Here is a 26,546-nt window from a genome sequence, read left to right as displayed (position 1 = left end):
CCGGGCGATTCCGGCCAACAATGAGTACATGACCGAGAATCGCCGGCGCGGGGTGCCGCTGCGGGTGGGCCTGGTGGCCGCGACCCTGGTGCTGGTGGCGTTCGGCTTGCTCGCCTCCGGCGTCGCGGTCACCTCGATCATGTCGCATACCGAGGTGGACCGGATCGACCAGACGCTGCTGGACGCGTCCCGCAGCTGGGCGCAGGCCCCCCGCCGGATGCCGACCCAGCCCACCGAGGACCCCAACCCGGCCCGGCCGCCGTCGAATTTCTACGTCCGCGGCATCGGGCCCGACGGGCACATCTGGATGGCGGTCAACGACCGCGACGCCGAACCCGACCTGCCCGACGACAACAATGTCGGCCCGGTGCCGGTGACCGTCGGATCGGTCGACGGGTCCCGCGTGGAGTGGCGTGCCATGACGGTCCGCGGCCCGCACGGTGAGCTGACCACCGTCGCGATCGACCTGTCGGAAGTGCAGTCCACGGTGCGCGCGCTGATCTACGCCCAGGTCGGGATCGGCGTGGCCGTGCTGTTGGTGCTCGGCGTGGCCGGCTTCGCCGTGGTGCACCGCAGCCTGCGGCCGCTGGTCGAGGTCGAACAGACGGCAGCCGCCATTGCCGCGGGTGAACTGGACCGCCGTGTGCCACAACGTGATCCACGCACCGAGGTGGGCCGGCTGTCGCTGGCGCTGAACGGCATGCTGGCCCAGATCCAGCGTGCCGTGGCCTCTTCGGACGCCTCGGCCGAGCAGGCGCGCGGTTCCGAGGACCGCATGCGCCGCTTCATCACCGACGCCAGCCACGAACTGCGCACCCCGTTGACCACCATCCGCGGCTACGCCGAGTTGTACCGCCAGGGCGCGGCCCGGGATGTGGACATGCTGATGGGTCGCATCGAGAGCGAGGCCCGCCGGATGGGCCTGCTGGTCGAAGACCTGCTGCTGCTGGCGCGCCTCGACGTGCAACGGCCTTTGGAACGCAACCGGGTGGACCTGCTGGCGCTGGCCAGTGATGCCGTGCACGACGCGCAATCGGTGGCCCCCGCCCGGCACATCCGGATGGAGGTGTTCGACGGTCCCGGTACGCCTGAGGTGCTCGGCGACGAGGCCCGGCTGCGCCAGGTGCTGAGCAACCTGGTGGCCAACGCCCTGCAGCACACCCCGGAATCCGCAGGCATCACGGTGCGCGTCGGCACCGAAGGCGATCATGCGGTGTTGGAGGTCTGCGATGAGGGACCGGGGATGAGCAGTGAGGATGCCCAACGCGTCTTCGAACGGTTCTACCGGGCGGACTCGTCACGCACGCGCGCCAGCGGCGGCACCGGACTCGGGCTGTCCATCGTGGATTCGCTGGTGTATGCCCACGGTGGGACCGTCTCGGTGCAAACCGCTCCCGGGCATGGCTGCCAGTTCCGGGTGAACCTGCCGCGCATCGCCGAAATCAGCACGGTGGCCACCCCGGTGGCCGTGCCCACGCCCGATGCCGCTCAGGTGAGCTGAGCCAGCGCCGCCTTGATCCGGGCCTGGGCGTCGTCGAGCGATTCCGGTGACGGGTTGCGGTCCACGTTGGCGAATCCGAAATCGCTGAGGTTGCGTGCCGGGAAGACGTGCACGTGCAGATGCGGCACCTCGAGCCCGGCGATGATGACGCCGGCTCGTTCGGCATCGAACGCCTTGGTCACCGCCTTGCCGATCAGCTGGGACACCGACATCACCTTGCCGAACAGAGCCGGATCCAGGTCCTGCCAGTTGTCCACCTCGGCCCGCGGCACCACCAGGGTGTGGCCCTGCGTCATGGGCTCGATGGTCAGGAACGCCACCACCTCGTCGTCCTCGTAGACGAAACGGCCGGGGAGCTCCCCGTTGATGATCTTGGTGAAGACGGTCGCCATGGGTACCGAGCATAGTCAGGGTGCAGCAAGCTCCCAGGGCCACGGCAGTGCCGTGGCAGCCAGGTGCGCGAGTGTGAAGGATATGACGGAGTTGGCTCGCGCCCAGGCTGACGGGGGCCGGTTCCGGGCTGCGCACGACACCCCGGTTCTCGACATCGTCATCCCGGTGTACAACGAGGAGCGGGCGCTGCCGGCAAGTGTCACCCGGTTGCATCGCTACCTCACCGAGCAGGTGCCCTACCCGACGCGGATCACGGTGGCCGACAACGCCAGTTCCGATTCGACCCTCGCGGTGGCGCGGCGATTGGCCGGCGAACTGCCCGGCGTCGAGGTGATCCATCTGGACCGCAAGGGCCGCGGTGGCGCGCTGTACACCGCATGGATGGCCTCACCGGCCATCGTGGTGGCGTACATGGACGTCGACCTGTCCACCGACCTGTCCGCGCTGATGCCGCTGGTGGCTCCGCTGATCTCCGGACATTCCGATGTGGCCATCGGATCGCGGTTGGCCGCCTCGGCCCGCGTGGTGCGCGGGCCCAAACGCGAATTCATCTCCCGCTCATACAATTTCATTCTCCGGGGTGCCCTCGGCGCGCAATTCTCCGATGCGCAGTGCGGCTTCAAGGCGGTGCGCGCCGACGTGGCCAGGCAATTGCTGCCATTGGTGGTCGACACCGGCTGGTTCTTCGACACCGAACTGTTGGTGATCGCCGAACGGGCCGGCCTGCGCATCCACGAGGTCCCGGTCGACTGGGTCGACGACCCGGACTCCCGCGTCGACATCATCGCCACGGCGATCGATGACCTCAAGGGCTGCTGGCGGGTCGGCCGGGCGCTGGCGACCGGTGCGCTGCCCCTGCGTGAGCTCCAGACCAGCCTCGGACGCGAGCCGCTGGTGCCAGGCGTGCCGCCCGGCCTGGCGGGCCAGCTGGCCCGGTTCTGCACCGTCGGCGTCATCAGCACCATCGTCTACGCCGTGCTGTTCATCGCGCTGCACGCGGCGATGGGTGCGCAGGCGGCAAACCTGACGGCATTGCTGCTCACCGCGATCGGCAACACGACGGCCAACCGGGCGTTCACCTTCGGCATCCGCGGGCGCACCGGGGTGGCCCGGCACCAGGCCAGCGGGCTGCTGGTCTTCCTGTTCGGGCTGGCCATCACCAGCGGCTCGCTGCTGGTGCTGCACCACTTCGGGTTGACGAAGGACAAGGCCGTGGAACTGTCGGTGCTGGTGGTCGCGAATCTGGTGGCCACCCTGGTGCGGTTCGTCGCGCTGCGCCGGGTGTTCGGGGTGCACCGGCGCTAGAGGATCGCGTCGGCGAGACGGTCGAGCTGGTCGACCCCAGGGGTCGTGGGATGGAACAGCAGCCGGTCGAACCCGAGATCCCGATACCGGCGGACCGTGGCGCGGGCCTCGGCGGGGGAGCTGACCATGTCATCGACGTTCACCTGCGCATACTCCGGGCTGAACCCGTAATACCTTGCCAGGTGCTGCCTTCCGGCGGCGACCGTCTCGTCGGATCCGACCCCGAAGTTCACCGATGCCTGCAGGTACGGGTCGCCGTTCCGGCCGGCGGCCACCCAGCCGGACCGGATGCGGCCGACCAGTTCGGTCTGGCTGGCGTAGTGACGGACGGCGCCGGCTGCCCAGCCATCGCCGACGGCGGTCACCCGCCGGACCGTGGCGGCCGACCGGCCGCCGAACAGCAATGGAACCGCGACCGGGCTAGCACACACCGCGGCATCACCGGTACCGGCCCAGAGCCCGCGCATCCGCTCGACCTGTTCGTCGAGGATCTTGCCGCGGCGGCCGAAATCCGCTCCGGTGCTTGCGTAATCGTCGGGCCGGTTGCCGACGCCCAGGCCGACGACCAGCCGGCCGCCGGATATCTGCGCCACCCCGGCGATCTGCTTGGCCAGCGGCACCACCGGATATACCGGTGCCAGAAGGACATTCGTCACCAGTGTCATATCGGTGGTGGCGCCGGCCGCGGTGGCCAGGGCGATCAGCGAGTCGAGGCCGGGGTAGCACAGCCGGTCGATGGTGGCCAGCGACTCGAATCTGCGTGCTTCGGCGCGGCGTGCCCACTCCGCGATGCTCGCGCCCGGGACCCCGGCGATGTGGTTCGGCAATCCGATTCCCAGTTTCATGGTGTTCAGCATCGGTCGGTCGCCGGTGTTGTCGCCAGACACATGGATCGAACCGGCAAAAAGAAGCGACCTGATCGCGTCGTGCGTAGTGTTATCGACACCATGGACCTTCTGGACGGTCAGATTCTGCACGCGCTGCAGATCGCGCCGCGAGCCTCGTTCCGGCGGATCGCCGAGGTGATCGGCGCCGGTGAGCAGACGGTCGCGCGGCGCTATCGAGCGCTGCGCCGCGACGGCGTACTCAGGGTGATCGGCGTGGTGAACCCGCGGGTGTACGGCGAGTGCCAGTGGGTCGTGCGGGTGCACGCGAAACCGGACAACCTGCCCAAGCTGGCCGACGCGCTGGTTCGTCGGCCCGAGGTGACACACGCCAACGTGCTGTCCGGCGGTACCGAACTGATCTGCGTCGTCCGTGCGCCCATCGGTGACACCGGCGAGGGGCTACTGCACCGGTTGCCCCGCACGTCGGCAGTTCTCGATGTCCGGGTGGACCTGGTGCTCAACGTGTTCGGGCAGGCATCCGGTGGACACTGGACCGGCCACGGCCGCCCCCTCGGCGAGAAGCAGATCGCCGCCCTGCAACCGTCGGCAAGCGCACACCCGAACCGACCCAGTGCCCCGTCACCCGATGACCAGCCGTTGATCGACGCGCTCGCCGACGACGGGCGGATCTCCGACAGCGCGCTGGCCGCACTCACCGGATGGTCACCGGCACGGGTCAAGCGCCGGCTGGCAGCACTGCAGGAGTCCGGCACGCTGTCCTACGACCTCGATGTGCTCCCCGAACTGCTGGGATACCCGCTCAACGCGACGATGTGGATCTCCACCCCGCCGCGCCATCTGACCGTGGTGGCCGACCAGATCGTGGCGCACGACGAGGTGGCCTCGGTCGTCGCGGTCAGCGGTTCGGCCAACCTGATGGTCGTGGTGATATGTCGCGACGTCGAGCACTTCTACCGCTACCTGGCCGAGCGACTGGCCACCGTCGACCACATCCAGACCTATGACGTCAGCATCCGTAGCAAGCGCCTCAAACAGGTCGGTTCGTTGGTTGCCCACGGCCGGTTGATCCGGGCGAGCTAACCGCCGATCAACCGCTGCACGTCTTCGATGGCATACGGCGGGGTGTCCTTGTGGTCCCGGTACCCGATGAATCCGGTTTCCGGACGGGTGAATTCACCGATGAAGCCACCGGCCGCGATGAAGATGCGACCGGTCACCTCCTTGGCCAGATCACTGACCAGATACCCGTAGGTGGGGGCGACATAGCGGGGCGGGGCGGCGTCCAGCGCGCCCTGGGCGCTGACATCGTCGAGCAGGCCGCGTCGATTCAGCTCGGCGATGTGCCGCTCGTACTCGGCGCCTTCCGACAGTCGGGTGCGCGCCCCCGGGCAGACGACATTGGCCCGCACGCCGTGCTCCCTCAATTCGGCGGCGATGGCCAGGGTGAGGCCGTTGACACCGCCCTTGCCCGCCGGATAGCCGGTGCCGCCGTAATCGCCCAGGAAGGCGAACGAGCTGGTGTTCACGATCGCGCCGCAGCCCTGCCGAACCATGTGCGGCGCGGCGGCGCGGCACGTCTCGAAGGCCGTCAGTAGGTGCGCGTCCAGCAGCTCGCGGAACTGCGCCGAGGTCACGTTCAGGATCGAGGATCCGGCGGGTTCGGCGGTGCCCGCGCAGTTCACCAGGATGTCGATGCGGCCGTGGGCCTGCACGCACGCCTCGATCAGGGCGTCGGCGACGGCCGGGTCGGCGGGCGAGCCGGGGATGCCGAGTCCCGAAACCCGCTCGGCGGCTTGCTCGGTGGTGTCGGCATCGCGACCGTTGAGGACCACCGACGCGCCCTCGGCGGCCAGTAGCTCGGCGACGGCCAGCCCGATCCCGCGGGTTCCGCCGACCACGACGGCGGCGCGGCCGGCCAGCAGCGTGCTAATCGGCCTTCGCCTCGGTGAACTCCATCGCGTCCATGTTCCAGTAGCCGCGCAGGTTGGTGATCAGGCCGGCGTCGTCGACGCGGTAGGTGAACACGCCCCGCACGCTGGCGACGAAGCCGTTCGGGAACTCGGTGCGCAGCACCAGGATGTAGGCGATCTCGTTGGGGGAGCTGGACGGGAACGTCGCCTCGCACGTCACCGTCAGCTGGTTCGGTCCGATGTTGGTGTCGTAGAAGGTGGCCAGGGCTTGCTTACCGTGCAGGCCGGTGCCATCGGGGTTGGTGACCGCCACCCCGATCGGGTCCTCGAGCACGACATCGTCGGCCATCAGGGCCAGCCAGCCCTCGCGGTCGCCGGACTGCACGGCGCGCCACGACGCCTGGGACGCGCGCACGACGGGGGATTCGGACATTGTTCTCCTGCACGGCGATTTGTGGAGCGGCACCCGTAATGATTACGGGTGGCGCTCCACAAATCGCGGGTTAGCGATCGGCGTCGGTGTAACGGATGACGCCGCGGATGTTGCGGCCTTCCAGCATGTCCCGGTAGCCGTCGTTGATCTGCTCAAGCTTGTACTGCCGGGTGACCATATCGTCGAGATTGAGGCGGCCGGCCTTGTACATCGACAGCAGCTGGGGGATGTCGTGGTGCGGGTTGCCGCCACCGAAGATGGTGCCCTGCAGGCGCTTCTGCAGCAGGGTGAGCATCGACAGGTTCAGTTTGACGTCGTTGCTGGCCATGTTCGCCACGGCGGTGGCCACCACGGTGCCGCCCTTGGCGGTGATGTTCATGTAGTGGTCGATGTCCTCGCCCTTGAGCTCGCCCACGGTCACGATCGTCTTGTGCGCCATCCGGCCGTTGGTGACCTCGGCGACCCCGGCCATCGCGGTGAAGATGTCGGGGTAGGCGTGCGTGGCGCCGAACTTGAGCGCGTTGTCGCGTTTGAACTCAACGGGATCCACCGCGAAGATGTTGCGGGCGCCGGCGTTGAGTGCACCCTGCAGGGCGCCGGTGCCGACACCGCCGACACCGACGATCACGACGTCGTCGCCGGGACGGACGTCACCGCTGCGGACCGCCGAGCCGTAGCCGGTGGTCACGCCGCAGCCGACCAGGCAGGCGACCTCGAAGGGGATGGACGGGTCGATCTTCACCACCGAGCTCTTGTGCACCACCATGTAGGGGCTGAACGTGCCGAGCAGGGTCATCGGGATGACGGGCTGGCCGTTCTTGGCGGCGTGGATGCGATGCGTGCCGTCGGACACCGCGGTCCCGGCGAGCAGACCGGCGCCCAGGTCGCACAGGTTGCGCAGACCCTCCTGACACGCCGGACACTCACCACAGGACGGGATGAACGACAGCACCACGTGGTCACCCGGGGCGATGTGCTCGACACCGGGGCCCACCTCGGTGACGATGCCCGCGCCCTCGTGACCGCCGAGCACCGGGAATCCCGCCATCGGGATATCGCCGGTCACCAGGTGATGGTCGGAGTGGCACATGCCCGAGGCTTCCATCTGGATCTTGACCTCGTCCTTGACGGGATCCCCGATCTCGATTTCCTCGATCGACCATGGCTGGTTGAATTCCCAGATCAGAGCGCCTTTGGTCTTCATATCTCCTGCTTTCGACGAGAGCCTCGAGCTCAAGACTAGAGGCTCTAGTTAGCCACATCACACTACCCCCAAGCAACCGCTTGGTGGTGATTCACCAGATGGGCACCGGAGCTTGACCGAGGGGGTAGTAGCCGGGCAACTTCTCGCCGGCCAGCGACCGTTCGATGCGCTTCTGCATGGTCGGGGTGAGGTCGCCCGAGGTGATCAGGTCCATGAATGCCTTCTGCACGTGGCCGAAGTCGAAGAAGTCCCGCTGCCACTCGATGAGCAGCTGGTCATCCTCTCCAACAGCGGCGAGCCGGAACCAGCTCCCGCCGATCCCGTAGATCTCGTCGGTGGTGCCGTCGGACTTGTTGGCGATCTGCTTCCAGAAGCCGACGATCTCGTTCTGCTTGTCGTCGATGAGCACCTTCTGGTACTCGTACACCCAGTTTTCCAGGCCCTCCATCTCCAAACCGAGTGCGACGTCCCGGATCTCGTCGCGGCCGATGCACATGACGTCTTCCTTGGGACCGATGTTCCAGCCATAGGTGGCGTCCTCGGTGTAGAAGTCCGCCAACGGTTTCCAGTCACCGGCCGCCTCGGCGTCCCGGTTGGCCTGCAGCCAGCGCTGGGTCCAGTCTTCGAGCTGTTCGCGTGACGCCATTGTCAGTCCTTTTCTCGCAGGGATAGGGCTCGGGTGGGGCACATGTCGATGGCCCGTTCGACGTCCTCGCGGAGCTCGTCGGGCGGTTCGGCGTCGACGATCTCGACGACGCCGCGTTTGGGCACCTTGAACACGTCGGGAGCCTCGAGTTCGCACATCGCGTGGCCCTGGCACAGGTCCTCGTCGAGTTCGATTCGGTAGCAGCCCATATCGGCTCCTAGGATGTGCGCTTGCGGTAGCGGACCTTCGCCGGCCGGGCCAACTGGACCACCATCTTGGAGTGGTCGTTGCGGTAGCTCTCCGGCGGCTGGGCCATCTCGAATTCATACTCGCGCAGCAGGACCGAGAAGATGGCCTTGATCTGCATCTGTGCGAACGCCGCGCCCACGCACCGGTGCTTGCCGGCGCCGAACGGAATCCAGGTCCACCGGTTCAGCAGGTCTTCCTGGCGCGGCTTCTCGTAGCGGTCAGGATCGAACGCGTCCGGATCCGGGAAGTCCTCCGGGATGCGGTTGGAGATCGCCGGCGAGGCGGCCACCATCTGGCCCTTGTGGATGGGATGGCCGGCCACCTCGAACTCGTCCTGGGCCACCCGCATCAGGATGATCAGCGGCGGGTGCAGGCGCAGCGTCTCCTTGAGCGCGTTGTCCAGGTTCGGGATCTGGCGCAGCGCATGGAAACTCACCTCCTGGCCGTCGGAGTACAGGTCGTCGAGTTCGGCTTGCACCTTGGCGTAGAAGTCCGGGTGGCGCAGCAGTTCGATCAGCGTCCACGACGAGGTCCCGGAACTGGTGTGGTGGCCGGCGAACATCAGCGAGATGAACATGCCGGTGATCTCGTTGGCCGAGAAGCGCGGGTTGCCCTCCTCGTCCTTGATCGACACCAGGACGTCGAGCATGTCGCGATCACGTTTGTCCGCAGGTGGATTGGCGATCCGGTCGTTCATCACGCCCTGCACCAGTTCGACCAGACCGGCCCGCGCCTCGTCGCGGATGCGGAAACTCTCGATCGGCAGATAGGGGTCGACGTAGCACAGCGGGTCGGTGCCCCGTTCGAGCAGGTGATAGTAGTTCGCGAACCGGGAATCGAGCTGGTTGCGGAACTTCACACCGATCAGGCAGGCCGTCGACGTGTAGATGGTGAGTTCGGCGAAGAACTCCAGCAGGTCGATCTCGCCGCTCTCGCCCCACTCGGCGGTCATCCGGCGGACCTCGTTCTCGATGGTCGCGGCGTGCCCCTTCATCTGCTCGCCGCGAAGTGCCGAGTTGTGCAGCATCTCGGCTCGTCGTTCCGGATCGGCGTCGAACACCACGCCCTCACCGAAGATCGGCGTCATGAACGGATAGGCCTCGGCCTGGTTGAGTTCACTGTCGCTGGACCGGAAGAAGAACTCGTTGGCCTCCGCGCCGGAGAGCAGCACCACCTGCTTGTCGGCCAGCTGGAACCAGCCGACATCGCCGCATTCCTCGCGCACCCGCCGCATCAGCCCGATCGGGTCGGTTCGGAATTCCTCCAGGTGGCCGTGCTCCTGCTCGCCGCCCGAAACACGTTGTACCTCTTTGATGATCGTCACGACGTCGGCATCCCTTCCTCGCCGAGCGCGAGCTTCTGGCGGTCCTTGACGTCGGCCAGCGGGGCCTCCGGCTGCAACTCCATATTCGCGATGAACCCGCCGCGCGGTGTCTCGGCGACGAAGGTGATGGCGCGCGCCAGGTCGGCGGCGCGCAGGAAGTAGTCGTGCCGGGCCTGCCCCCACTTGGCCCAATCCTCCAGTGCGGGACCGATCAGCTCGGCGGGCAAGCTCCAGCCCATGGCGGTCTTGGTGGGGCCGGGATGCACGATCGAGGCGCGCACCCCGGTTCCTTCGAGCTCCATCTGATAGTTGTGCACCATCGCGACCAGGGCCGCCTTGGCGGCGCCGTAGGCGCCCATGTGCGGCCGCTGCCGCAGTGCCACATCGGATCCGACGAAGATCAGATCGCCGCGCCGGCGTTCCAGCATGCCCGGCAGCACGGCACCGGCCACCCGGTTCGCACCGATCAGGTGGATCTGCACCTGCGATTCGAACTGTTCGGTGCTGATCGCCTCGAGCTTGCCGAAGTAGGTGTCGCCGGCGCCGGCCACCAGCACCTCGATATCACCGAGTTCGGCGGTGGTCTGTTCGACGGCGGCCTTCACCGAGTCCGGGTCGGTGACATCGAGGTGTACGGCGATGGCCTCACCGCCGTCGGAGCGGATCTTCTCGACGATCTCCTGCAGCTTCTCGACCCGGCGTGCCCCCAGCGCGACAGGAAATCCGTTGGCGGCCAGCTTGATCGCGGTGGCCTCGCCGATACCGGAGGAAGCACCGGCGACCAGCGCGGGTCGGCGGTCGGGAAGGGGATCGAATCTGGGCATGCAAGGCGGCCTTTCGGGCGGTCAGCGGTGCTGGACGGTGATCGGGAGATGGGCGAATCCGCGGACGCTGCTGGAATGGACGCGGACGGCGTTGGCCTCGTCCACCTCGTATCCGCGGATGCGCTTGAACAACTCGGTCAGCGCCACCCGGGCCTCCATGCGGGCCAGATGCGCCCCGAGGCAGAAGTGGGCTCCGCTGCCGAAACTCACCAGCTTCGAACCGATATCGCGGCCGATGCGGTACTCGTCGGGGTTCTCGAAGGCGCGTTCGTCCCGGTTGGCCGACCCGGCCAACAGCACCAGCACGTCACCCGCGGGAACCGTGGTGTCGTAGAACGTCAGGTCTTCGACCACCGCGCGGGCCAGGATCTGGCTGGAGGTGTCATACCGCAGCGTCTCCTCGACCCATGCCGGGATGAGCCCGTGATCGTCGAACACCGGCGCCAGCTGGTCCGGATTCTTGTGACCCCAATAGGCCGCGTTGGCAAGCAGTTTGGTGGTGGTCTCGTTGCCGGCGACCACCATGAGGAACAGGAAGGCCATGATCTCGTCGTCGGTGAGCTTGTCACCGTCGATCTCGGCCTCGACCAGCGCCGAGGTGAGGTCGTCGGTGGTGCCGGTGCGGCGTTGCCGGACCATGTCGGCGTAGTAGACCAGCAGTTCACCGGAGGCCTCGATGGCCGACAGTGGCACGTCGGCCACCCCGTCCTCGCGGTGCATGACACCGTCGGCAAGGGCCCGGATACGCACCCGGTCTTCCTCGGGCACGCCCATCAGTTCGGAGATGACGTCCATCGGCAGCTTGCCCGCGAAATCATCGACGTAGTCAAAGGTGTCGTTCTGCAGGGCGGCGTCGAGATGTTGCACCGCGATCTCGGTGACCCGGGCTTCCAATTCCCGGATCCGGCGCGGGGTGAAACCCTTGGACACCAGCGTGCGCAACCGCAGGTGGGCCGGATCGTCCAGCGCGAGGAACGACATCACCCGGTGCGCCTCGTCGTTGCGGGAGATCGGGTCGAGGGCGACGCCGTGCTTGTTCGACAACGCGACGCTGTTGCGAAAGCCCTGCACGACGTCCTGGTGCCGGGACAGCGCCCAGAACTTCAGATCCTCGTTGCGGTACAACGGTGCTTCGTCGCGCAACCGGCGGTAGTAGGGGTACGGATCCTCGTGGAAGTCGTAGTCGTACGGGTCCAGCAGCGGGGCGGCGGTGTTCAGGCTCATTGGTCGTCTCCGAGCAGCAGGCCGACGACATAGCTGAGTCGGTCGGCGATCTGGTGGTAGGTGAAGGCACCGCTGCCCGCGTTGACGAGGGCGCCGAAGTACGTCATCTCGAGGGCGGATACGACGCGGGGGTCGGCGTCCGGCCCGACGGCTGTGCGGATGCGCCGATGGATCTCGGCGCCGATACGGTCGCGGACCTTGCGGACCGTCGGATCGGCACCGGTCAGCAGCGCGGCCGTGCACGCGGCCGCCACCTCGGGTTCGTCGGCCACCACGAGCGCCATGCTGCGCAGCGCCTGTTCGACGCGGCTGGCCATCGGTTCGTTCACATCGGTGAAGTAGGGCACCTGCTTCATCAGGTCCAGGTAGACCTCGGCGATCAGGTGATTCTTCGACGAGAAGTAGGTGTAGGCGGTGGCCGGGGCGACCTTGGCGCGGGCGGCCACCGCCCGCACCGTCAGATCCGAGTACGAGGATTCGCGCAGCATCTCCAGACCGGCGATCAGGACCTTGCGGAAGGTCTCCTCCTGCCGGCGGTTGCGCGGGGTTTCCCCGGCTTCACTTGTGACGGCTGCCACGGCATCGCTGGACACATGTCTAAGTTATCCGACGACGGCTGGCATGGGCAAGTTGATCGATCAAATCAGCACTAAAAAGCCACTATTGGCGCCAGTAGCGCGATGCGCCCTTGCTTCGTTCGGCTGCCTGCGACTATCGTTCGGGTCAATGCCACCGGACAGTTGTCCAGGAATGTGTGAGGGAGTGCCGATGTCACTGCTGGCTGACCGCGAGAGCCGGTTGTTCATCGACGGCAAGTTGGTCACCGCGAGCGCGGGGACCTTCCCGACGATCAACCCCGCCACCGAGGAAGTCCTCGGCGTGGCGGCCGATGCCGACGAATCCGACATGTCGGCAGCCATCGGCGCGGCCCGCACCGCGTTCGACAGCACCGACTGGTCGACGAACACCGAGCTGCGGGTGCGCTGCCTGCGTCAGCTGCGTGAGGCGATGCAGTCGCACGTAGAAGAATTGCGAGAACTGACGATCGCCGAGGTCGGCGCGCCGCGCATGCTGACCTCCGGCGCTCAGCTGGAAGGCCCGATCGACGACCTGGCTTTCGCCGCCGACACGGCGGAGGACTACGCCTGGCGCACCGATCTGGGACACGCGACACCGCAGGGGATTCCGACCAACCGGACCGTCGCGCGGGAGGCCGTCGGCGTGGTCGGCGCGATCACCCCGTGGAACTTTCCGCACCAGATCAACCTGGCGAAGGTCGGCCCGGCGCTGGCCGCGGGCAACACGCTGGTCCTCAAACCCGCACCGGATACCCCGTGGGCGGCCGCGGTGCTCGGCGAGATCATCAGTGAGCACACCGATTTCCCGCCGGGCGTGATCAACATCGTCACCTCCGACGATCACGGCGTCGGCGCGTTGTTGTCGAAAGACCCGCGGGTGGACATGGTGTCGTTCACCGGGTCCACCGCCACCGGCCGCTCCGTGATGGCCGACGCCGCCCTCACCATCAAGAAGGTGTTCCTCGAACTCGGCGGCAAGTCCGCATTCCTGGTGCTCGACGACGCCGACCTGAACGGTGCCTGCGCCATGGCGGCCTTCACCGTCGCCATGCACGCTGGACAGGGCTGCGCGATCACCACCCGCCTGGTGGTCCCGCGGGCCGGCTATGACCAGGCCGTGGAGGCGGCCGCGGCGACGCTCGGCGGCATCAAACCCGGCGATCCGAACAGCAAGCGCACCGTGTGCGGGCCGGTCATCTCGGCGCGGCAACGGGACCGGATCCAGGGCTACCTGGACTCGGCGATCGCCGAGGGCGGCCGGTTCGCCTGCGGTGGCGGACGGCCCGCCGACCTGGACAAGGGGTTCTTCATCGAACCGACAGTCATTGCCGGCCTGGACAATTCGGCCAAGGTGGCCCGTGAGGAGATCTTCGGCCCGGTGCTCACCGTCATCGCCCACGACGGCGACGACGACGCGGTGCGCATCGCCAACGACTCGCCCTACGGGTTGTCGGGCACGGTGTTCTCCGGTGACGACGGCCGTGCACAGGCGGTGGCCGCCCGGCTGCGGGTCGGCACCGTCAACGTCAACGGCGGCGTCTGGTATTCGGCCGACGCACCGTTCGGCGGCTACAAGCAGTCCGGGGTCGGCCGCGAGATGGGCGTGGCCGGCTTCGAGGAGTACCTGGAAACCAAGCTCATCGCGACGCTGGCGAACTGAAGGAGAACCACAGTGGGGCAATTCGACAACAAGGTGGGCATCGTGACCGGTGCCGGCGGCGGCATCGGCCAGGCCTATGCCGAGGCGCTGGCGCGCGAGGGTGCGGCGGTCGTGGTGGCCGATATCAACGTCGAGGGCGCGCAGAAGGTCGCCGACGGTATAAAGGGCGAGGGCGGCACCGCGCTGGCGGTGCGGGTCGACGTATCCGACCCGGAGTCGGCCAGAGAGATGGCTGCACAGACGCTTTCGGAGTTCGGCGGTATCGACTACCTGGTGAACAACGCCGCCATCTTCGGTGGCATGAAGCTGGATTTCCTGTTGACCGTTGACCCGGACTACTACAAGAAGTTCATGAGCGTGAACCTCGACGGCGCGCTGTGGTGCACCCGCGCGGTGTACAAGAAGATGGCCAAGCGCGGCGGCGGCGCGATCGTCAACCAATCCTCCACCGCCGCCTGGATGTACGCGAACTTCTACGGCCTGGCCAAGGTCGGCGTCAACGGTCTCACCCAGCAGCTCTCCCGCGAACTGGGCGGCCAGAACATCCGCATCAACGCCATCGCCCCCGGCCCGATCGACACCGAGGCCAACCGCACCACCACCCCGCAGGAGATGGTCGCCGATATCGTCAAGGGTATTCCGCTGTCGCGGATGGGCCAGCCCGAGGACCTGGTCGGCATGTGCCTGTTCCTGCTGAGCGATCAGGCCAAGTGGATCACCGGGCAGATCTTCAACGTCGACGGCGGACAGATCATCCGCTCATGAAGCTGGGCTATATCGGGCTGGGCAACCAGGGCGCGCCGATGGCCAAGCGGCTGGCCGACTGGCCGGACGGGTTGGTCGTCTACGACGTGCGGACCGAGGCGATGACCCCGCTGGCCGAGCTGGGCGCGAACCTGGCCGACGACGTCGCCGGCGTCGCCGCGGCCGATGTCATCAGTGTCACGGTGCTCAACGACGCACAGGTGCGCGACGTGGTCGCCGAACTCGGACAGCACGCCGCGGCGGGCACCGTCATCGCGATCCACTCCACCATCGAGCCCGACACCGCGGCCGAACTGGCCGAGCGGCTGGCGCCCAAGGGGATTCACATCGTCGACGCCCCGGTCAGCGGGGGTGCGGGCGCGGCCGACAAGGGGGAACTGGCCGTCATGGTCGGTGCCACCGACGAGGCCTACGAGCGGGTCAAGCCGGTGTTCAAGCAGTGGGCGTCGTTGGTGGTGCGCGCCGGCGAGCCCGGCGCGGGCACCCGGATGAAGTTGGCCCGCAACATGCTGACCTTCATCGGTTTCGCGGCGTCCTGCGAGGCGATGGCACTGGCCGAGGCCGCCGGTATCGATCTGCAGAAACTGGGCCGGGTGGTCCGGCACAGCGATGCGCAGAGCGGTGGCCCGGGCGCCATCATCCTGCGCGACGACACCAAGCCGCTGCAACCGGATCATTGGCTGTACCAGATGTTCACCCACACCCGCGGTCTCGCCGAGAAGGATCTGACGCTGGCCCTCGGGCTGGGTGACGTTCTGGGAGTGGACCTTCCGTTGGCCCGGGTGGCCTTGCAGAACCTGGCCGACGGTCTCGGCGTGCCACACGAAGGAGCGAAGCAATGAGCACGGACGATCGTCGGCAGCAGGGCCTGCAGAAGATGAACGAGGTGTACGGCTGGGAGATGCCCGACATCCAGGGCGACCCGTACTTCGACCTCACCGTGGAACACCTCTTCGGCACCATCTGGACCCGGCCGGGACTGTCGATGCGCGACAAACGCCTGCTGACGCTGGCCGCGGTGACCGCGGTGGGCAACTCGGACCTCGCCGAGATCCAGATCAACGCCGCCCTGCACAACGGTGAGCTCAGCGCCGAGGAACTCAAAGAGGTGTCGGTGTTCCTGACCCACTACCTCGGATTCCCGTTGGGTTCCAAGCTCGACGGCGCGGTCAGCAAGGTGGTGCGACAGCGCAAGAAGGCCGCCGAGAAGGGTGCGGGTGAGGACAAGCGGGCCAACGTCGACGCCGCGGTCAGGATGCACTCCGGGGGCAGCGTCGATGACAAGTAGGTATGCCGCGCTGACCCGGGACGAGCTGGCGACCCTGGTTCCCGAACTCCTGCTGATCGGCCAGTTGATCGACCGGTCCGGGATGGCCTGGTGCATCAGCAGTTTCGGTCGTGAGGAGATGCTGCAGATCGCCATCGAGGAGTGGGCGGCCGCCAGCCCGCTCTACACCAAGCGGATGCAGAGGGCCCTCGACTACGAGGGAGTGGACATCTTCACCCTGTTCAAGGGTCTGCAGCTGGACATCGGTGCGCCGCCGCAGTTCATGGATTTCCGCTACATCGTGCACGACCGCTGGCACGGCGAGTTCTACCTGAACCACTGCGGCGCGCTGCTGGACGTCGAACCGATGGGCCCCGACTACGTCAAGGGTATGTGCCACGACATCGAGGACCCTACCTTCGACGCCACCGCGTTGGCCACCAACCGGAAGGCGCAGGTCCGGCCGATCCACCGGCCGCCCCGCACGCCGTCGGACCGGCACCCGCACTGTGCCTGGACAGTCACGATCGACGAGTCCCATCCGGAAGTGCCGTTCATCCCCGAACTCGACATCGTGGCCGCCACTCATGCCTACACGTGTGAGTTGGATCCGATCGACCCGGATGACGAAGGCCATGCCGACTATTCGGGTGAGCTGCTCGCCGATGTCGACTTCGCCGCGTTCTCGCACTCGGCGCTGGTCCGGATCGCCGACGAGGTGTGCCTGCAGATGCATCTGCTGGTCAAGTCGTTCGCCATCGCCGTGGATAAGCGCGCCGCGGACGATGCCGCGCTGGCCCGGTCGATCAGGACCAAACAGCTGATCGGCATCGCCGGTGTGGCCGCGGCCCGAATCCACAAGGCGCTCAAGCTCAGCGCCGACGCCAAGGGCGCGTTGCGTGTGCTCGAACTGCACCCGCTGCTCAACCCGGCGGCCTACGTGTCCGCCCGGGTGGATCCGGACTTCGTGCACGTACGCCGGTCACCGGCGCATGAGGACGGTGTCTGGATCTCGCTGGTCTCGCCGGTGGCCGACGCGCCGCTGCAGGCCATCGTCGCCGCGGTCGACCCGTTCCTGCGCGCCGAGGTGGCCGGCACCGAGTCGGACTGGACCGTGCGGGTGATCACGGCCGACACCGCGGCCAAGAAGCTGCCCGAGGTGGAGGTCTGCGAGTTCAGCGGCGGCGCATCCTGGGTGTTCGAAGAGCGTAAGTCGCTGCCGCTCACCGTCGTTTGATCAGCCGATCCGCGGCCCACACCACCAGCGCCGCCGCGGCCGGCGCGGCGCCGACGATGCTGGCCCGCGTCCACCCACCGTGCGCGTAGGCCACGGTCGCCGCGAGTGCGCCGGCCCCGGTGCCGATCGCGTAGTACACCATGTAGCCGCCGATCAGGCGGGTGGTCGCGGCCGGATCCGATTCGACGATCAGATGCTGGTTGATGACGTGCAGCGCCTCGCCCGCAAAGTCCAGGACCACCAACCCCAAACCCAGCGCCAGCAGTGAACTCGGTGTCCGCGCGATCGCCAGCCACGACACCAGGAAGGCGACCAACAGCGCGCCGGTAGCCAGCTCGGCGTGTCCGTTGTCGGCCCACCTCCCAGCCCCGGCTGCACCGAGGGCGCCCGCGGCGCCGACGATGCCGAACAGCCCGATCTGGGCCGGGCTGAGGTGCCATGGCTCGGTGGCCAGCGGCAGCGCCATGGCACCCCAGGCCGCTCCGAAGCTGGCGAACATCAACCCGCCGATCACGCTGCGCACCAGGAAGGTCCGGTCCCGAACGCTCAGTTCGGCGACCGAGATGATGGCGCGGTGGTACGGAACCGCGTTCTTGGCGATGGTGTCCGGTGGCAGCGCCCGGGCCAGCCACCCGGCCAGCGCCAGCATGATCGCCGCCGCGATGCCGAACACCGCGCGCCACCCCCAGATGTCGGTGATGGCGCCCGCGACGGTCCGGGCCAGCAGGATGCCGATCACCACGCCGCTGGTGACCACGCCGACCGTACGGCCGCGTCGGTCGACCGGGCTGGCTGCCGCGGCGAACGCGGTGATGACCTGAACCACGGTGGAGGCCGCCCCGAAAATCGCCGAGCAGATCAGGAAGACCCACGCCGATGGTGCGACCGCGGTGCCAGACAACCCGATTGCCGTGATGACCAGTTGCGCGAGGATCATCCGCCGCCGGTCGAGGCGGTCGCCCAACGGCACCGCCAGCACCAGCCCGAGGAGGTAACCGCCCTGCGTCGCCGTGGTCACCCAACCCAGGGCGGCCGGCGACATCTGCAGATCGGTGCCGAGATCGTCCAGCAGGGGTTGGGCGTAATAGACGTTCGCGACCGCGGCGCCGCTGACGAAGGCGAGCAGCAGCGCCATTCGGGAGCCGATGGTCACTGCGGGAGCCGTGACGGAGGTACACGTCATCTGAATCCTCTGCGACGAAGTGGTACTAGATTGAAACCAGACGATAGGCGATTCTGGTTTCAAAGTGCAACCAGATTTGTGGACGGAGGTGTCCTATGAGTTCTCGGCTGGCGCGATCCACCTGCCCGGTGTCGCGGGCCGTCGACATCGTCGGCGACAAATGGACGTTGATGATCCTGCGCGATGCCTTCGAGGGCGTGACCCGCTTCTCGCAGTTCCAGCGCAGCCTCGGGGTGGCCAAGAACATCCTGTCCAACCGGCTGCATCAACTGGTGCAGGCCGACGTGCTGTCGCTACGCCCGGACGCTGCCGGTTCGGCCTACCACGAATACGTGTTGACGGACCGAGGTCGGCAGTTGTTCCATCTCGTCGTCGCGCTGCGGGAGTGGGGTGCGGACAACGCATTCGACGCCGAGGAACCGCGTACCGTCTTCGTCGACGGGCGCACCGGCGCGGCGTTGCCGCGGCTGCGGTACGAGACGGACGACGGCACCGGCATCCGGCCGGAGGACACCCGGCCGGTGCGGCCGCCGGACTGGGTGGCGCCCTAACGGCGCAGCGCCGGCGCCACCCAGCGCCGCAGGTAATCGCGCAGCCGCGCGCCGGTGCGCGGCGGCCGCCCGGGGTCGATCACGAAGGACTGGATGATGCGCAGCAGGTACTCGGCCAGCTCGTCGAGCTCGGCGTCGTCGAAACCCGCTGCGCTCCAATCGACATCGAACCGGCGCACCACCGATTGCGCGAACTGCAGGGCGATGTCGGAGGTCACGGACTCGGTCAGCGCCGGCGTGCGGCCCGGTGCCAGGAGCAGCCCGATGTGCTTGTCCTTGGGCAACCACTCCAGCGCGGTCGCGATGGCCTCGACGGCGGCGTCCATCGGATCGGTCATGCCCTCGATGTGGGCGGCCAGACGCTCCAGGAAATCGGTGGCCGCGACGACGCCGGCCTGCATCAGCAGCGCGTCGGTGCTGGGGAAGTACCGGTACACCGTCTGCCGGGTGACGCCCAGGGTGCGCGCGACGTCGGCGATGGAGAAGTCGGCGCCGCGCTCGTCGATGGCCTTGCCCGCTGCGGACAGGATGCGCGCGACGGCCTCCTCGTCGGACGCCGGGGCGTCGCCGGACCAGCCGTGGGTGCGCACCCGGGCAGCTTACTGGTAGGCGACCTGCAGGTCCTTCACGCCGTTGATCCAGCCCGAGCGCAGCCGCAGCGGCTCGGCGAGCTTCGAGATGTCGGGAATCTGGTCGGCGATCTCGTTGAACATCAACTTGATTTCCATCCGGGCCAGGTTGGCGCCGATGCAGAAATGGGCGCCGTTCCCGCCGAACGCCAGGTGCGGATTCGGGTTACGCAGGATGTCGAACCGGAAGGGGTCGTCGAACACCTCTTCGTCGAAATTGGCCGAGCTGTAGAACAACCCGGCGCGCTGTCCCGCGCCGATGGCGACCCCGCCCACCTCGGCGTCCACCAACGCGGTGCGCTGGAAACAGTGCACGGGGGTAGCCCACCGGATGATCTCCTCGATCGCGGTGTCGGGCCGCTCCCGCTTGAAAAGTTCCCACTGGTCCGGGTTTTCGAAGAACGCGTTCATGCCGTGCGTCATCGCGTTGCGGGTGGTCTCGTTGCCGGCGACGGCCAGCAGGATGACGAAGAACGCGAACTCGACCTCGGTGATGGACTCCCCGTTGGTATCGGCCTGCACCAGCCGGGTGACGATATCGTCGGCCGGACATGCCCGGCGCTGCTCGGCCATGGTGTACGCGTAGCCCATCAACTCCGCGTTGGCGGTGGTCGGATCCGAGTCGAAATCCGGGTCGTCGGTGTTCATGATGCAGTTGGACCAGTGGAAGATCTTCTCGCGGTCCTGCTCGGGCACGCCGATCAGATCGGCGATGGCCTGCAGGGGCAGTCCCATGGCGATGTCGTCGACGAAGTTGCCGGAGTCCTTCTCTTTCGCCGCGGCCACGATGGCGCGCGCCGAGTCGGCCAGTTTCTGTTCCAACGCCGCCACCGAGCGGGGGGTGAACAGCCGGGACACCAGCTTGCGCAGCCGGGTGTGTTCGGGTGCGTCGTGGTTGATGAGCAGGGCCTTGGTGAGCTCGAGCTGGTCGGCGGTGATGCCGTCGGGCAGGCGCATGACCGCACCCTTGGAGTTGGTGGACCAGATGTCGCCGTTGCGGGAGATGGCCTTGATGTCCTCGTGGCGGCTGATCACCCAGTAACCACCGTCGCCGAAGATCGATTCCCGCTGTTCGTTCCACCAGACCGGCGCGGTCTTGCGCAGCGCGGCGAACTCGGTGACCGGAATGCCGCGGAGCAGGACGTCGGGGTCGGTGAAGTCGATCCGGTCTCCGAACGGGCAGGCATTTGTCGTGGTCATCGGTGTCCTCCTGTGACGTACCGCACTCGTTGTCATGACCATACACCTCACTGTCAACTGTATGGCCGCGGCTTTGGTGTCGGCGCCGAACGTGGGCCGATAGGGTGAGCACTCGTGCGCGTCCTCGTGATCGGATCCGGTGCCCGTGAACACGCCCTGCTGCTGGCTCTCAGCCGCGATCCGGGCGTCGACTACCTGGCCGTGGCCCCGGGTAACGCCGGGACCGCCGCGGTTGCCGAGCAACACGACGTCGATGCGACGTCGGGGGACGCGGTCGTCGCGCTGGCCCAGCGGCTGAACGCCGACCTGGTGGTCATCGGCCCCGAAGTGCCCCTGGTGCTCGGCGTCGGCGACGCGCTGCGCAAAGCCGGCATCGCCACCTTCGGGCCGTCCAAGGCCGCCGCCCGCATCGAGGGCTCCAAGGCGTTCGCCAAGGACGTGATGACCGTGGCCGGGGTGCGCACGGCCACCAGCGAGATCGTCGACAACCCCGCGCACCTGGACGCCGCGCTGGACCGGTTCGGCCCGCCCGCGGGCCAGCGGGCCTGGGTGGTCAAGGACGACGGATTGGCCGCAGGCAAGGGTGTCGTCGTCACCGTCGACCGGGACGCCGCCCGCGCGCACGCCGCCGAACTCCTCGAGACCGGCCACCCGGTGCTGCTCGAATCGTTCCTGGACGGTCCCGAGGTGTCGCTGTTCTGCGTCGTCGACGGTGAGACCGTGGTGCCTCTACTGCCCGCGCAGGACTTCAAGCGCGTCGGCGACAACGACACCGGCCCCAACACCGGAGGGATGGGCGCCTACACGCCGTTGCCCTGGCTGCCGGCCGAGGTGCTCACGCAGATCGTCGAAGAAGTGGTGAAACCCGTTGCCGCCGAGATGGTCTCACGGGGCAGCGCGTTCTCCGGGTTGCTCTACGCCGGACTGGCCATCACCTCGAACGGTCCCGCCGTCGTCGAATTCAACTGCCGCTTCGGCGATCCCGAGACCCAGGCGGTGCTCGCGCTGCTGGACTCCCCGCTGGGGACACTGCTGCACGCCGCCGCCACCGGCACGCTGGCCGACCATCCGCCGCTGCGCTGGCGCGACGGGTCGGCCGTCACCGTGGTCGTCGCCGCCGAGAACTATCCGGGCCGGCCCCGCGTCGGCGACGTGATCACCGGCTCCGAGGCCGAGGGGGTGCTGCACGCCGGTACCAGCCGGCGTGACGACGGTGCCATCGTGTCCTCGGGTGGCCGGGTGCTGTCGGTGGTGGGCACCGGCACCGACCTCGCCGCGGCCCGGGCCGACGCGTACCGGCGGATCGAGTCGATCCGGTTGCCCGGCAGCCATTTCCGCACCGACATCGGGCTGGCCGCGGCCGAGGGCCGGATCAGCCTAGGCGACCAATAGCGGGCCCAGCCAGGCCGCCTCGGCGGGCAGCTGCGAACTCCAGAACCCGGCGTCGTGGCCGCCGGGGGAGAAGCCGCCCGCCGGCGGCGTCGGCAGCTGCGCGATGAACTGCCGGGTCGCCGACGCGAACGGGTCGCTGTTGCCGATGTCGATGCGGATCGGGATCTGGCCGAGCGCGGGCAGTCCCCACACACTGTTGGCGGCGTAGTCCTCGGCGCCGTCGAACGCCCCCGGCGCGGCCGCCCCGGACGATGTCCACAACGCCGGGCTGACCGCGCAGATCGCCGCGGTCCGCGCCGGGCCCAGCCGCGCACCGAGCAGCAGCGCGCCGTAGCCGCCCATCGACCACCCCAGGAAGCCGACCCGGGAAGTGTCCAGGCCCTGGGCGGCCAGCATCGGGATGAGTTCGTCGAGCACCATCGCGCCGGCGTCGTCACCGTCGGCCCGCTTGTGCCAGTAACCCCCGCCGCCGTCGACCGCCACCACCGCGAACGGTGGGATGCCGGTGGCCACCGCTTGCGCCAAACCGTCCTCGACCCCGCCGGCCATCACCGTGGCCGCGTCGCTGCCCTTGCCGTGCAGCGCGATGACGGGCCGCAGCGGCGCCGTCTGGCCGGGCGGGCGCGCGATGGCCCAGTTGGTGGTGATCCCGCCGCGGGCCGCCGACACGAACGACCCGGTGACGTACGTCGGCGCCGGCTGCTGCGGGACCGGTGGCGGGGCGAGCGGGGCGCCCACACTCGTCATCGCCACCGGCGGGGCGGCGGTGTCCGGGGCACTCGCCGCGGTGCCCAGCGCGTAGGCACCGGCCGCACCCGCGGCCGCGCCCAGGCCCAGCCGCAGAACCGTCCGGCGCGTCACGTCTGGCATGCGGGCCATCATGCCATCGGGCGTGCACCGAACTTGTGGAGTGGCTTCGTGATTGCCCAAAAACCCCCATACAGCAGGCCCTTTGCTGGCAGCATGCAAGGCGTGACAGCAGCAGTGACTCCCAAAGGAGAACGGCGTCGGGGCGCTCTCGTCAGCGCCGCCGCCGATCTGCTGTGCGAGGGCGGTATCGATGCGGTGCGCCATCGGGCAGTTGCGCGACGGGCCGGTCTGCCGTTGGCGTCGACGACCTACTACTTCTCCTCGCTGGAGGATCTCATCGCCAAGGCCGTCGAACATCTCGGCGCCCGCGAGGCCGAGCAGATGAAGTCACAGGTGGCCACGCTGTCGCGGCGCAAGCGCGGCGCGGAGTCCACGGCCGACCTGCTGGTCGACCTGCTGGTCGGCGACGACCCCGGCTCGCGGGTGCCCGAACTCATCTCCCGCTACGAGCGCTATATCGCCTGCGCCCGGCAGCCCGAACTGCGCGATATCCAGCGCCGCATCCTGCGGCAGCGCACCGACGCCGTGGTCGAGGTGGTGGAGCGGTCCGGGCGCACGGTGCACGCCGAACTGCTCACCGCGATGGTGCGGGCCGTCGACGGCGCGGTGGTCGCCGCCCTCGTCGACGACGGGGACACCCCACGCGAGACGGCCCGCGCCACCCTGATGGATGTGATCGACGTTCTCGCGCCGTTCGACTGACTCGTAAGCTGTGTGGTCGTGAGCATCCCGAATGTCCTGGCCAACCGCTACGCGAGCGACGAGATGGTTGCCATCTGGTCACCCGAAGCCAAGATCATCGCCGAACGCCGGCTGTGGCTGGCGGTGCTGCGTGCGCAGGCCGAACTGGGTGTTTCGGTGCCCGACGGGGTCGTGGCCGACTACGAACGCGTGCTGGAGAATGTCGACCTGGCGTCCATCGCGGCGCGCGAACGCGTCACCCGCCACGACGTGAAGGCCCGCATCGAGGAGTTCAACGCGCTGGCCGGCCACGAGCATGTGCACAAAGGCATGACCAGCCGCGACCTCACCGAGAACGTCGAACAGCTGCAGATCCGCCGGTCGCTGGAGCTGGTGTTCGCCCACGGGGTGGCCGTCGTGGCGCGGCTGGCCGAGCGCGCCGTGCTCTACCGCGACCTGGTGATGGCCGGGCGGTCGCACAACGTCGCGGCACAGGCCACCACGCTGGGCAAGCGCTTCGCGTCGGCGGCCGAGGAGACGCTGGTGGCGTTGCAGCGGCTGCGTGAACTCATCGACCGCTACCCGCTGCGCGGCATCAAGGGGCCGATGGGCACCGCGCAGGACATGCTCGACCTGTTCGACGGCGACACCGAGCGGCTGGCCGAGCTGGAGCGCCGGGTCGCCGAATTCCTGGGCTTCGCAGACGTTTTCACCAGCGTCGGGCAGGTGTACCCGCGCTCGCTGGACCACGACGTGATCTCGGCGCTGGTGCAGTTGGGGGCGGGCCCGTCGTCGTTCGCCCACACCATCCGGTTGATGGCCGGGCACGAACTGGTCACCGAGGGCTTCGCGCCCGGGCAGGTCGGCTCGTCGGCCATGCCGCACAAGATGAACACCCGGTCCTGTGAGCGGGTCAACGGCCTGCAGGTGGTGCTGCGCGGCTACGCGTCGATGGCCGCCGAACTGGCCGGTGCGCAATGGAACGAGGGCGACGTGTTCTGTTCGGTGGTGCGCCGCGTCGCGCTGCCGGATGCCTTCTTCGCCATCGACGGCCAGACCGAGACGTTCCTGACGGTGCTCGACGAGTTCGGTGCCTACCCCGCGGTGATCCAGCGCGAGCTGGACCGCTACCTGCCGTTCCTGGCCACCACCCGCATCCTCATCGCGGCCGTGCGGGCCGGGGTGGGACGGGAGGCCGCCCACGAGGTCATCAAGGAACACGCCGTCGCGGTGGCGCTGGCCATGCGCGAAAAGGGTTCGGAGCCAGACCTGTTGGACCGGCTGGCGGCCGACCCGCGGTTGCCGCTGGACCGAGTGGCGCTCGACGCCGCGCTGGCCGACCGCGCGGCGTTCAGCGGGGCGGCCTCGGCGCAGGTCGACACCGTGGTCAGCGCGGTCGACGAGCTGGTGAGCCGCTACCCCGAGGCGGCCAAGTACACCTCGGGCGCCATCTTGTGACCCTGGCGGATCTGACGGATCTGGACAACTTCGCCCATGGGTTTCCCCATGAGCTGTTCGCCGTGCACCGCGCGCAGGCGCCGGTGTACTGGCACGAGCCCACCGAACACACCCCGGACGGCGAAGGCTTCTGGTCGGTCGCCACGCACGCCGAAACCCTTGCCGTGCTGCGTGATCCGGTGACGTTCTCGTCGGTCACCGGCGGTACCCGGCCGTACGGCGGCACCTTGTTGCAGGACCTGGCGATCGCCGGGCAGGTGCTCAACATGATGGACGATCCGCGGCATGCGCAGATCCGCAAGCTGGTGTCCTCAGGCCTGACGCCGCGGATGATCACCCGCGTCGAAGACGACCTGCGGGCCCGGACCCGCAAGTTGCTGGACACCGTGACACCTGGTGAGCCGCTGGACTTCCTGGTCGAGGTGGCGGCCGAGTTGCCCATGCAGATGATCTGCATCCTGCTGGGAATCCCGGAATCCGAACGGCATTGGCTGTTCCACGCGATCGAGCCGCAGTTCGACTTCTCGGGCCGAAGCGCGTCGGTGGGGCAGCTTACGGCCGAGGAGGCCGGCTCACGGATGTACACCTACGGCATGGAGTTGATCGCGGCCAAACGCGCCGAGCCGGCCGACGACATGCTCTCGGTGGTGGCCAACGCGGCGGACGCTGACCTTTCCGATCTCGAGCTGTACCTGTTCTTCAGCCTGCTGTTCAGCGCCGGTGCCGAAACCACCCGCAACGCGGTGGCCGGCGGATTGTTGTCGCTGATCGCCCATCCGTCGCAGTGGGCGGCGCTGCGCGCAGATATGTCCTTGCTGCCCAGTGCGATCGAGGAGATGGTGCGCTGGACGACGCCGTCGCCGTCGAAACGGCGCACCGCGACCCGGGACGTGTCGCTGGGCGGATGCGCCATCGAGGCGGGGCAGAAGGTGCAGGTGTGGGAGGGCTCGGCCAACCGCGACGCCGCGGTGTTCGCCGACGCCGACGTCTTCGACATCTCCCGTAAACCGAACCCGCACTTGGGTTTCGGATACGGCGTGCACTACTGCCTGGGCGCCAACCTGGCTCGGCTGGAGTTGCGGGTGATGTTCTCCGAGCTGCTCGCGCGGTTCGCCGGCGCACAGTTGGTGGCCCCGGTGGAGTGGACGCGCAGCAACCGGCACACCGGTATCCGGCACCTTTTCGTGCGATTTGTGGAGCCGCACCCGTAACGG

General features: G+C 68.1%; 28 protein-coding genes. 13 read left to right on the top strand and 15 right to left on the bottom strand.

Annotated features, from left to right (window positions below):
- The first annotated feature begins 28 nt into the window (after positions 1-28).
- Entirely contained in the window at positions 29-1,501 is a 1,473-nt protein-coding gene (locus tag BN977_RS10660) for a sensor histidine kinase (protein WP_036397539.1), read from the top strand.
- Here the strand turns inward: BN977_RS10660 and BN977_RS10655 are convergent.
- Positions 1,489-1,893, bottom strand: a complete 405-nt coding sequence (locus BN977_RS10655) for an HIT family protein (protein ID WP_036397538.1) — start codon at positions 1,891-1,893, stop codon at positions 1,489-1,491. The two genes, BN977_RS10660 and BN977_RS10655, sit on opposite strands and share 13 nt — an antisense overlap.
- 82 nt (positions 1,894-1,975) lie before the next feature.
- Here BN977_RS10655 and BN977_RS10650 point away from each other — a divergent pair, with 82 nt between their 5' ends.
- A complete protein-coding gene (locus tag BN977_RS10650) occupies positions 1,976-3,199 on the top strand; it encodes a bifunctional glycosyltransferase family 2/GtrA family protein (RefSeq protein ID WP_036397537.1) in 1,224 nt (407 codons plus the stop codon).
- Here BN977_RS10650 and BN977_RS10645 read toward each other — a convergent pair.
- Positions 3,196-4,044 (bottom strand): LLM class flavin-dependent oxidoreductase, encoded by an 849-nt coding sequence (locus tag BN977_RS10645; protein ID WP_036398887.1) that lies wholly within the window; start codon positions 4,042-4,044, stop codon positions 3,196-3,198. The two genes, BN977_RS10650 and BN977_RS10645, sit on opposite strands and share 4 nt — an antisense overlap.
- A gap of 102 nt (positions 4,045-4,146) precedes the next feature.
- On the opposite strand from BN977_RS10645, the gene BN977_RS10640 reads away from it, so the two are divergent.
- The gene (locus BN977_RS10640; RefSeq protein WP_036397536.1) at positions 4,147-5,127 is read left to right on the top strand and encodes an Lrp/AsnC family transcriptional regulator; all 981 of its coding nucleotides are present in this window, start codon (positions 4,147-4,149) and stop codon (positions 5,125-5,127) included.
- Here the strand turns inward: BN977_RS10640 and BN977_RS10635 are convergent.
- The 9 genes from BN977_RS10635 to BN977_RS10595 form a co-directional block, all read right to left on the bottom strand.
- A complete protein-coding gene (locus tag BN977_RS10635) occupies positions 5,124-5,945 on the bottom strand; it encodes an SDR family NAD(P)-dependent oxidoreductase (protein ID WP_036397535.1) in 822 nt (273 codons plus the stop codon). The genes BN977_RS10640 and BN977_RS10635 overlap by 4 nt on opposite strands.
- A 28-nt stretch (positions 5,946-5,973) precedes the next feature.
- The gene (locus tag BN977_RS10630; protein ID WP_036397534.1) at positions 5,974-6,390 is read right to left on the bottom strand and encodes a nuclear transport factor 2 family protein; all 417 of its coding nucleotides are present in this window, start codon (positions 6,388-6,390) and stop codon (positions 5,974-5,976) included.
- 70 nt (positions 6,391-6,460) lie between these two features.
- Complete coding sequence (locus BN977_RS10625) at positions 6,461-7,594, bottom strand: NDMA-dependent alcohol dehydrogenase (protein WP_024453730.1); 1,134 nt, start codon at positions 7,592-7,594, stop codon at positions 6,461-6,463.
- Between the two features lie 91 nt (positions 7,595-7,685).
- Positions 7,686-8,240 (bottom strand): nuclear transport factor 2-like protein, encoded by a 555-nt coding sequence (locus BN977_RS10620; protein ID WP_036397532.1) that lies wholly within the window; start codon positions 8,238-8,240, stop codon positions 7,686-7,688.
- Between the two features lie 2 nt (positions 8,241-8,242).
- Positions 8,243-8,449 (bottom strand): ferredoxin, encoded by a 207-nt coding sequence (locus BN977_RS10615; protein ID WP_024453728.1) that lies wholly within the window; start codon positions 8,447-8,449, stop codon positions 8,243-8,245.
- Between the two features lie 8 nt (positions 8,450-8,457).
- Positions 8,458-9,813 (bottom strand): lanosterol 14-alpha demethylase, encoded by a 1,356-nt coding sequence (locus tag BN977_RS10610; protein ID WP_036397531.1) that lies wholly within the window; start codon positions 9,811-9,813, stop codon positions 8,458-8,460.
- Positions 9,810-10,637, bottom strand: a complete 828-nt coding sequence (locus BN977_RS10605; RefSeq protein WP_036397529.1) for an SDR family oxidoreductase — start codon at positions 10,635-10,637, stop codon at positions 9,810-9,812. The genes BN977_RS10610 and BN977_RS10605 overlap by 4 nt, the downstream gene beginning before the upstream one ends.
- 21 nt (positions 10,638-10,658) lie before the next feature.
- On the bottom strand, positions 10,659-11,861 hold the full coding sequence (locus BN977_RS10600) for a cytochrome P450 (protein ID WP_036397528.1): 1,203 nt from the start codon (positions 11,859-11,861) through the stop codon (positions 10,659-10,661).
- Entirely contained in the window at positions 11,858-12,454 is a 597-nt protein-coding gene (locus BN977_RS10595; RefSeq protein WP_036397526.1) for a TetR family transcriptional regulator, read from the bottom strand. Before BN977_RS10595 ends, BN977_RS10600 begins: the two co-directional genes overlap by 4 nt.
- Positions 12,455-12,629: 175 nt before the next feature.
- Between BN977_RS10595 and BN977_RS10590 the strand changes: the two genes are divergently transcribed.
- The 5 genes from BN977_RS10590 to BN977_RS10570 are packed head-to-tail and all read left to right on the top strand — an operon-like array spanning position 12,630 to position 17,368.
- Entirely contained in the window at positions 12,630-14,099 is a 1,470-nt protein-coding gene (locus tag BN977_RS10590; protein WP_036397525.1) for an aldehyde dehydrogenase, read from the top strand.
- 12 nt (positions 14,100-14,111) lie between these two features.
- The gene (locus BN977_RS10585; RefSeq protein WP_024453722.1) at positions 14,112-14,864 is read left to right on the top strand and encodes an SDR family oxidoreductase; all 753 of its coding nucleotides are present in this window, start codon (positions 14,112-14,114) and stop codon (positions 14,862-14,864) included.
- Positions 14,861-15,706, top strand: a complete 846-nt coding sequence (locus BN977_RS10580; RefSeq protein ID WP_036397523.1) for an NAD(P)-dependent oxidoreductase — start codon at positions 14,861-14,863, stop codon at positions 15,704-15,706. The genes BN977_RS10585 and BN977_RS10580 overlap by 4 nt, the downstream gene beginning before the upstream one ends.
- The gene (locus BN977_RS10575; protein ID WP_024453720.1) at positions 15,703-16,152 is read left to right on the top strand and encodes a carboxymuconolactone decarboxylase family protein; all 450 of its coding nucleotides are present in this window, start codon (positions 15,703-15,705) and stop codon (positions 16,150-16,152) included. The genes BN977_RS10580 and BN977_RS10575 overlap by 4 nt, the downstream gene beginning before the upstream one ends.
- Positions 16,142-17,368: a hypothetical protein gene (locus BN977_RS10570; protein ID WP_036397522.1), complete on the top strand. Its 1,227-nt coding sequence runs from the start codon at positions 16,142-16,144 to the stop codon at positions 17,366-17,368. Before BN977_RS10575 ends, BN977_RS10570 begins: the two co-directional genes overlap by 11 nt.
- Here the strand turns inward: BN977_RS10570 and BN977_RS10565 are convergent.
- Positions 17,355-18,551 carry an MFS transporter gene (locus tag BN977_RS10565; protein ID WP_051561259.1) on the bottom strand — a complete coding sequence of 399 codons (1,197 nt, stop codon included), beginning with the start codon at positions 18,549-18,551 and terminating at the stop codon, positions 17,355-17,357. The two genes, BN977_RS10570 and BN977_RS10565, sit on opposite strands and share 14 nt — an antisense overlap.
- A gap of 95 nt (positions 18,552-18,646) precedes the next feature.
- Between BN977_RS10565 and BN977_RS10560 the strand changes: the two genes are divergently transcribed.
- Positions 18,647-19,102 carry a winged helix-turn-helix transcriptional regulator gene (locus BN977_RS10560; RefSeq protein ID WP_036397519.1) on the top strand — a complete coding sequence of 152 codons (456 nt, stop codon included), beginning with the start codon at positions 18,647-18,649 and terminating at the stop codon, positions 19,100-19,102.
- Here BN977_RS10560 and BN977_RS10555 read toward each other — a convergent pair.
- Together BN977_RS10555 and BN977_RS10550 are read right to left on the bottom strand one after the other, a co-directional pair.
- Complete coding sequence (locus BN977_RS10555) at positions 19,099-19,692, bottom strand: TetR/AcrR family transcriptional regulator (protein WP_036397517.1); 594 nt, start codon at positions 19,690-19,692, stop codon at positions 19,099-19,101. The genes BN977_RS10560 and BN977_RS10555 overlap by 4 nt on opposite strands.
- Before the next feature lie 9 nt (positions 19,693-19,701).
- On the bottom strand, positions 19,702-20,931 hold the full coding sequence (locus tag BN977_RS10550) for a cytochrome P450 (protein WP_036397515.1): 1,230 nt from the start codon (positions 20,929-20,931) through the stop codon (positions 19,702-19,704).
- A gap of 114 nt (positions 20,932-21,045) precedes the next feature.
- Between BN977_RS10550 and purD the strand changes: the two genes are divergently transcribed.
- Positions 21,046-22,323 carry a phosphoribosylamine--glycine ligase gene (purD, locus tag BN977_RS10545; protein ID WP_036397513.1) on the top strand — a complete coding sequence of 426 codons (1,278 nt, stop codon included), beginning with the start codon at positions 21,046-21,048 and terminating at the stop codon, positions 22,321-22,323.
- Here purD and BN977_RS10540 read toward each other — a convergent pair.
- Entirely contained in the window at positions 22,309-23,205 is an 897-nt protein-coding gene (locus BN977_RS10540) for an alpha/beta hydrolase (protein ID WP_191262516.1), read from the bottom strand. The genes purD and BN977_RS10540 overlap by 15 nt on opposite strands.
- Positions 23,206-23,286: 81 nt before the next feature.
- Between BN977_RS10540 and BN977_RS10535 the strand changes: the two genes are divergently transcribed.
- The 3 genes from BN977_RS10535 to BN977_RS10525 are packed head-to-tail and all read left to right on the top strand — an operon-like array spanning position 23,287 to position 26,543.
- On the top strand, positions 23,287-23,895 hold the full coding sequence (locus BN977_RS10535; RefSeq protein ID WP_024455013.1) for a TetR/AcrR family transcriptional regulator: 609 nt from the start codon (positions 23,287-23,289) through the stop codon (positions 23,893-23,895).
- An 18-nt stretch (positions 23,896-23,913) separates the two neighbouring features.
- Positions 23,914-25,332, top strand: coding sequence for an adenylosuccinate lyase (gene purB / locus BN977_RS10530; protein ID WP_036398883.1), 1,419 nt, complete (start codon positions 23,914-23,916; stop codon positions 25,330-25,332).
- Positions 25,329-26,543, top strand: coding sequence for a cytochrome P450 (locus tag BN977_RS10525; RefSeq protein ID WP_036397509.1), 1,215 nt, complete (start codon positions 25,329-25,331; stop codon positions 26,541-26,543). The genes purB and BN977_RS10525 overlap by 4 nt, the downstream gene beginning before the upstream one ends.
- The last annotated feature ends 3 nt before the right edge of the window (positions 26,544-26,546 follow it).

The sequence above is a fragment of the Mycolicibacterium cosmeticum genome (assembly GCF_000613185.1).
Taxonomy (GTDB): Bacteria; Actinomycetota; Actinomycetes; order Mycobacteriales; family Mycobacteriaceae; genus Mycobacterium; species Mycobacterium cosmeticum.
This window is presented reverse-complemented; position numbering and strand designations above follow the sequence as displayed.

Bases quoted from the DNA above. Each gene is read 5' to 3' on its own strand.
- BN977_RS10660 (WP_036397539.1), top strand. From the start codon at position 29: ATGACCGAGAATCGCCGGCGCGGGGTGCCGCTGCGGGTGGGCCTGGTG.
- BN977_RS10655 (WP_036397538.1), bottom strand. From the start codon at position 1,893: ATGGCGACCGTCTTCACCAAGATCATCAACGGGGAGCTCCCCGGCCGT.
- BN977_RS10650 (WP_036397537.1), top strand. From the start codon at position 1,976: ATGACGGAGTTGGCTCGCGCCCAGGCTGACGGGGGCCGGTTCCGGGCT.
- BN977_RS10645 (WP_036398887.1), bottom strand. From the start codon at position 4,044: ATGAAACTGGGAATCGGATTGCCGAACCACATCGCCGGGGTCCCGGGC.
- BN977_RS10640 (WP_036397536.1), top strand. From the start codon at position 4,147: ATGGACCTTCTGGACGGTCAGATTCTGCACGCGCTGCAGATCGCGCCG.
- BN977_RS10630 (WP_036397534.1), bottom strand. From the start codon at position 6,390: ATGTCCGAATCCCCCGTCGTGCGCGCGTCCCAGGCGTCGTGGCGCGCC.
- BN977_RS10625 (WP_024453730.1), bottom strand. From the start codon at position 7,594: ATGAAGACCAAAGGCGCTCTGATCTGGGAATTCAACCAGCCATGGTCG.
- BN977_RS10620 (WP_036397532.1), bottom strand. From the start codon at position 8,240: ATGGCGTCACGCGAACAGCTCGAAGACTGGACCCAGCGCTGGCTGCAG.
- BN977_RS10615 (WP_024453728.1), bottom strand. From the start codon at position 8,449: ATGGGCTGCTACCGAATCGAACTCGACGAGGACCTGTGCCAGGGCCAC.
- BN977_RS10605 (WP_036397529.1), bottom strand. From the start codon at position 10,637: ATGCCCAGATTCGATCCCCTTCCCGACCGCCGACCCGCGCTGGTCGCC.
- BN977_RS10600 (WP_036397528.1), bottom strand. From the start codon at position 11,861: ATGAGCCTGAACACCGCCGCCCCGCTGCTGGACCCGTACGACTACGAC.
- BN977_RS10590 (WP_036397525.1), top strand. From the start codon at position 12,630: ATGTCACTGCTGGCTGACCGCGAGAGCCGGTTGTTCATCGACGGCAAG.
- BN977_RS10580 (WP_036397523.1), top strand. From the start codon at position 14,861: ATGAAGCTGGGCTATATCGGGCTGGGCAACCAGGGCGCGCCGATGGCC.
- BN977_RS10575 (WP_024453720.1), top strand. From the start codon at position 15,703: ATGAGCACGGACGATCGTCGGCAGCAGGGCCTGCAGAAGATGAACGAG.
- BN977_RS10570 (WP_036397522.1), top strand. From the start codon at position 16,142: ATGACAAGTAGGTATGCCGCGCTGACCCGGGACGAGCTGGCGACCCTG.
- BN977_RS10565 (WP_051561259.1), bottom strand. From the start codon at position 18,551: ATGACGTGTACCTCCGTCACGGCTCCCGCAGTGACCATCGGCTCCCGA.
- BN977_RS10560 (WP_036397519.1), top strand. From the start codon at position 18,647: ATGAGTTCTCGGCTGGCGCGATCCACCTGCCCGGTGTCGCGGGCCGTC.
- BN977_RS10550 (WP_036397515.1), bottom strand. From the start codon at position 20,931: ATGACCACGACAAATGCCTGCCCGTTCGGAGACCGGATCGACTTCACC.
- BN977_RS10540 (WP_191262516.1), bottom strand. From the start codon at position 23,205: ATGATGGCCCGCATGCCAGACGTGACGCGCCGGACGGTTCTGCGGCTG.
- BN977_RS10535 (WP_024455013.1), top strand. From the start codon at position 23,287: ATGCAAGGCGTGACAGCAGCAGTGACTCCCAAAGGAGAACGGCGTCGG.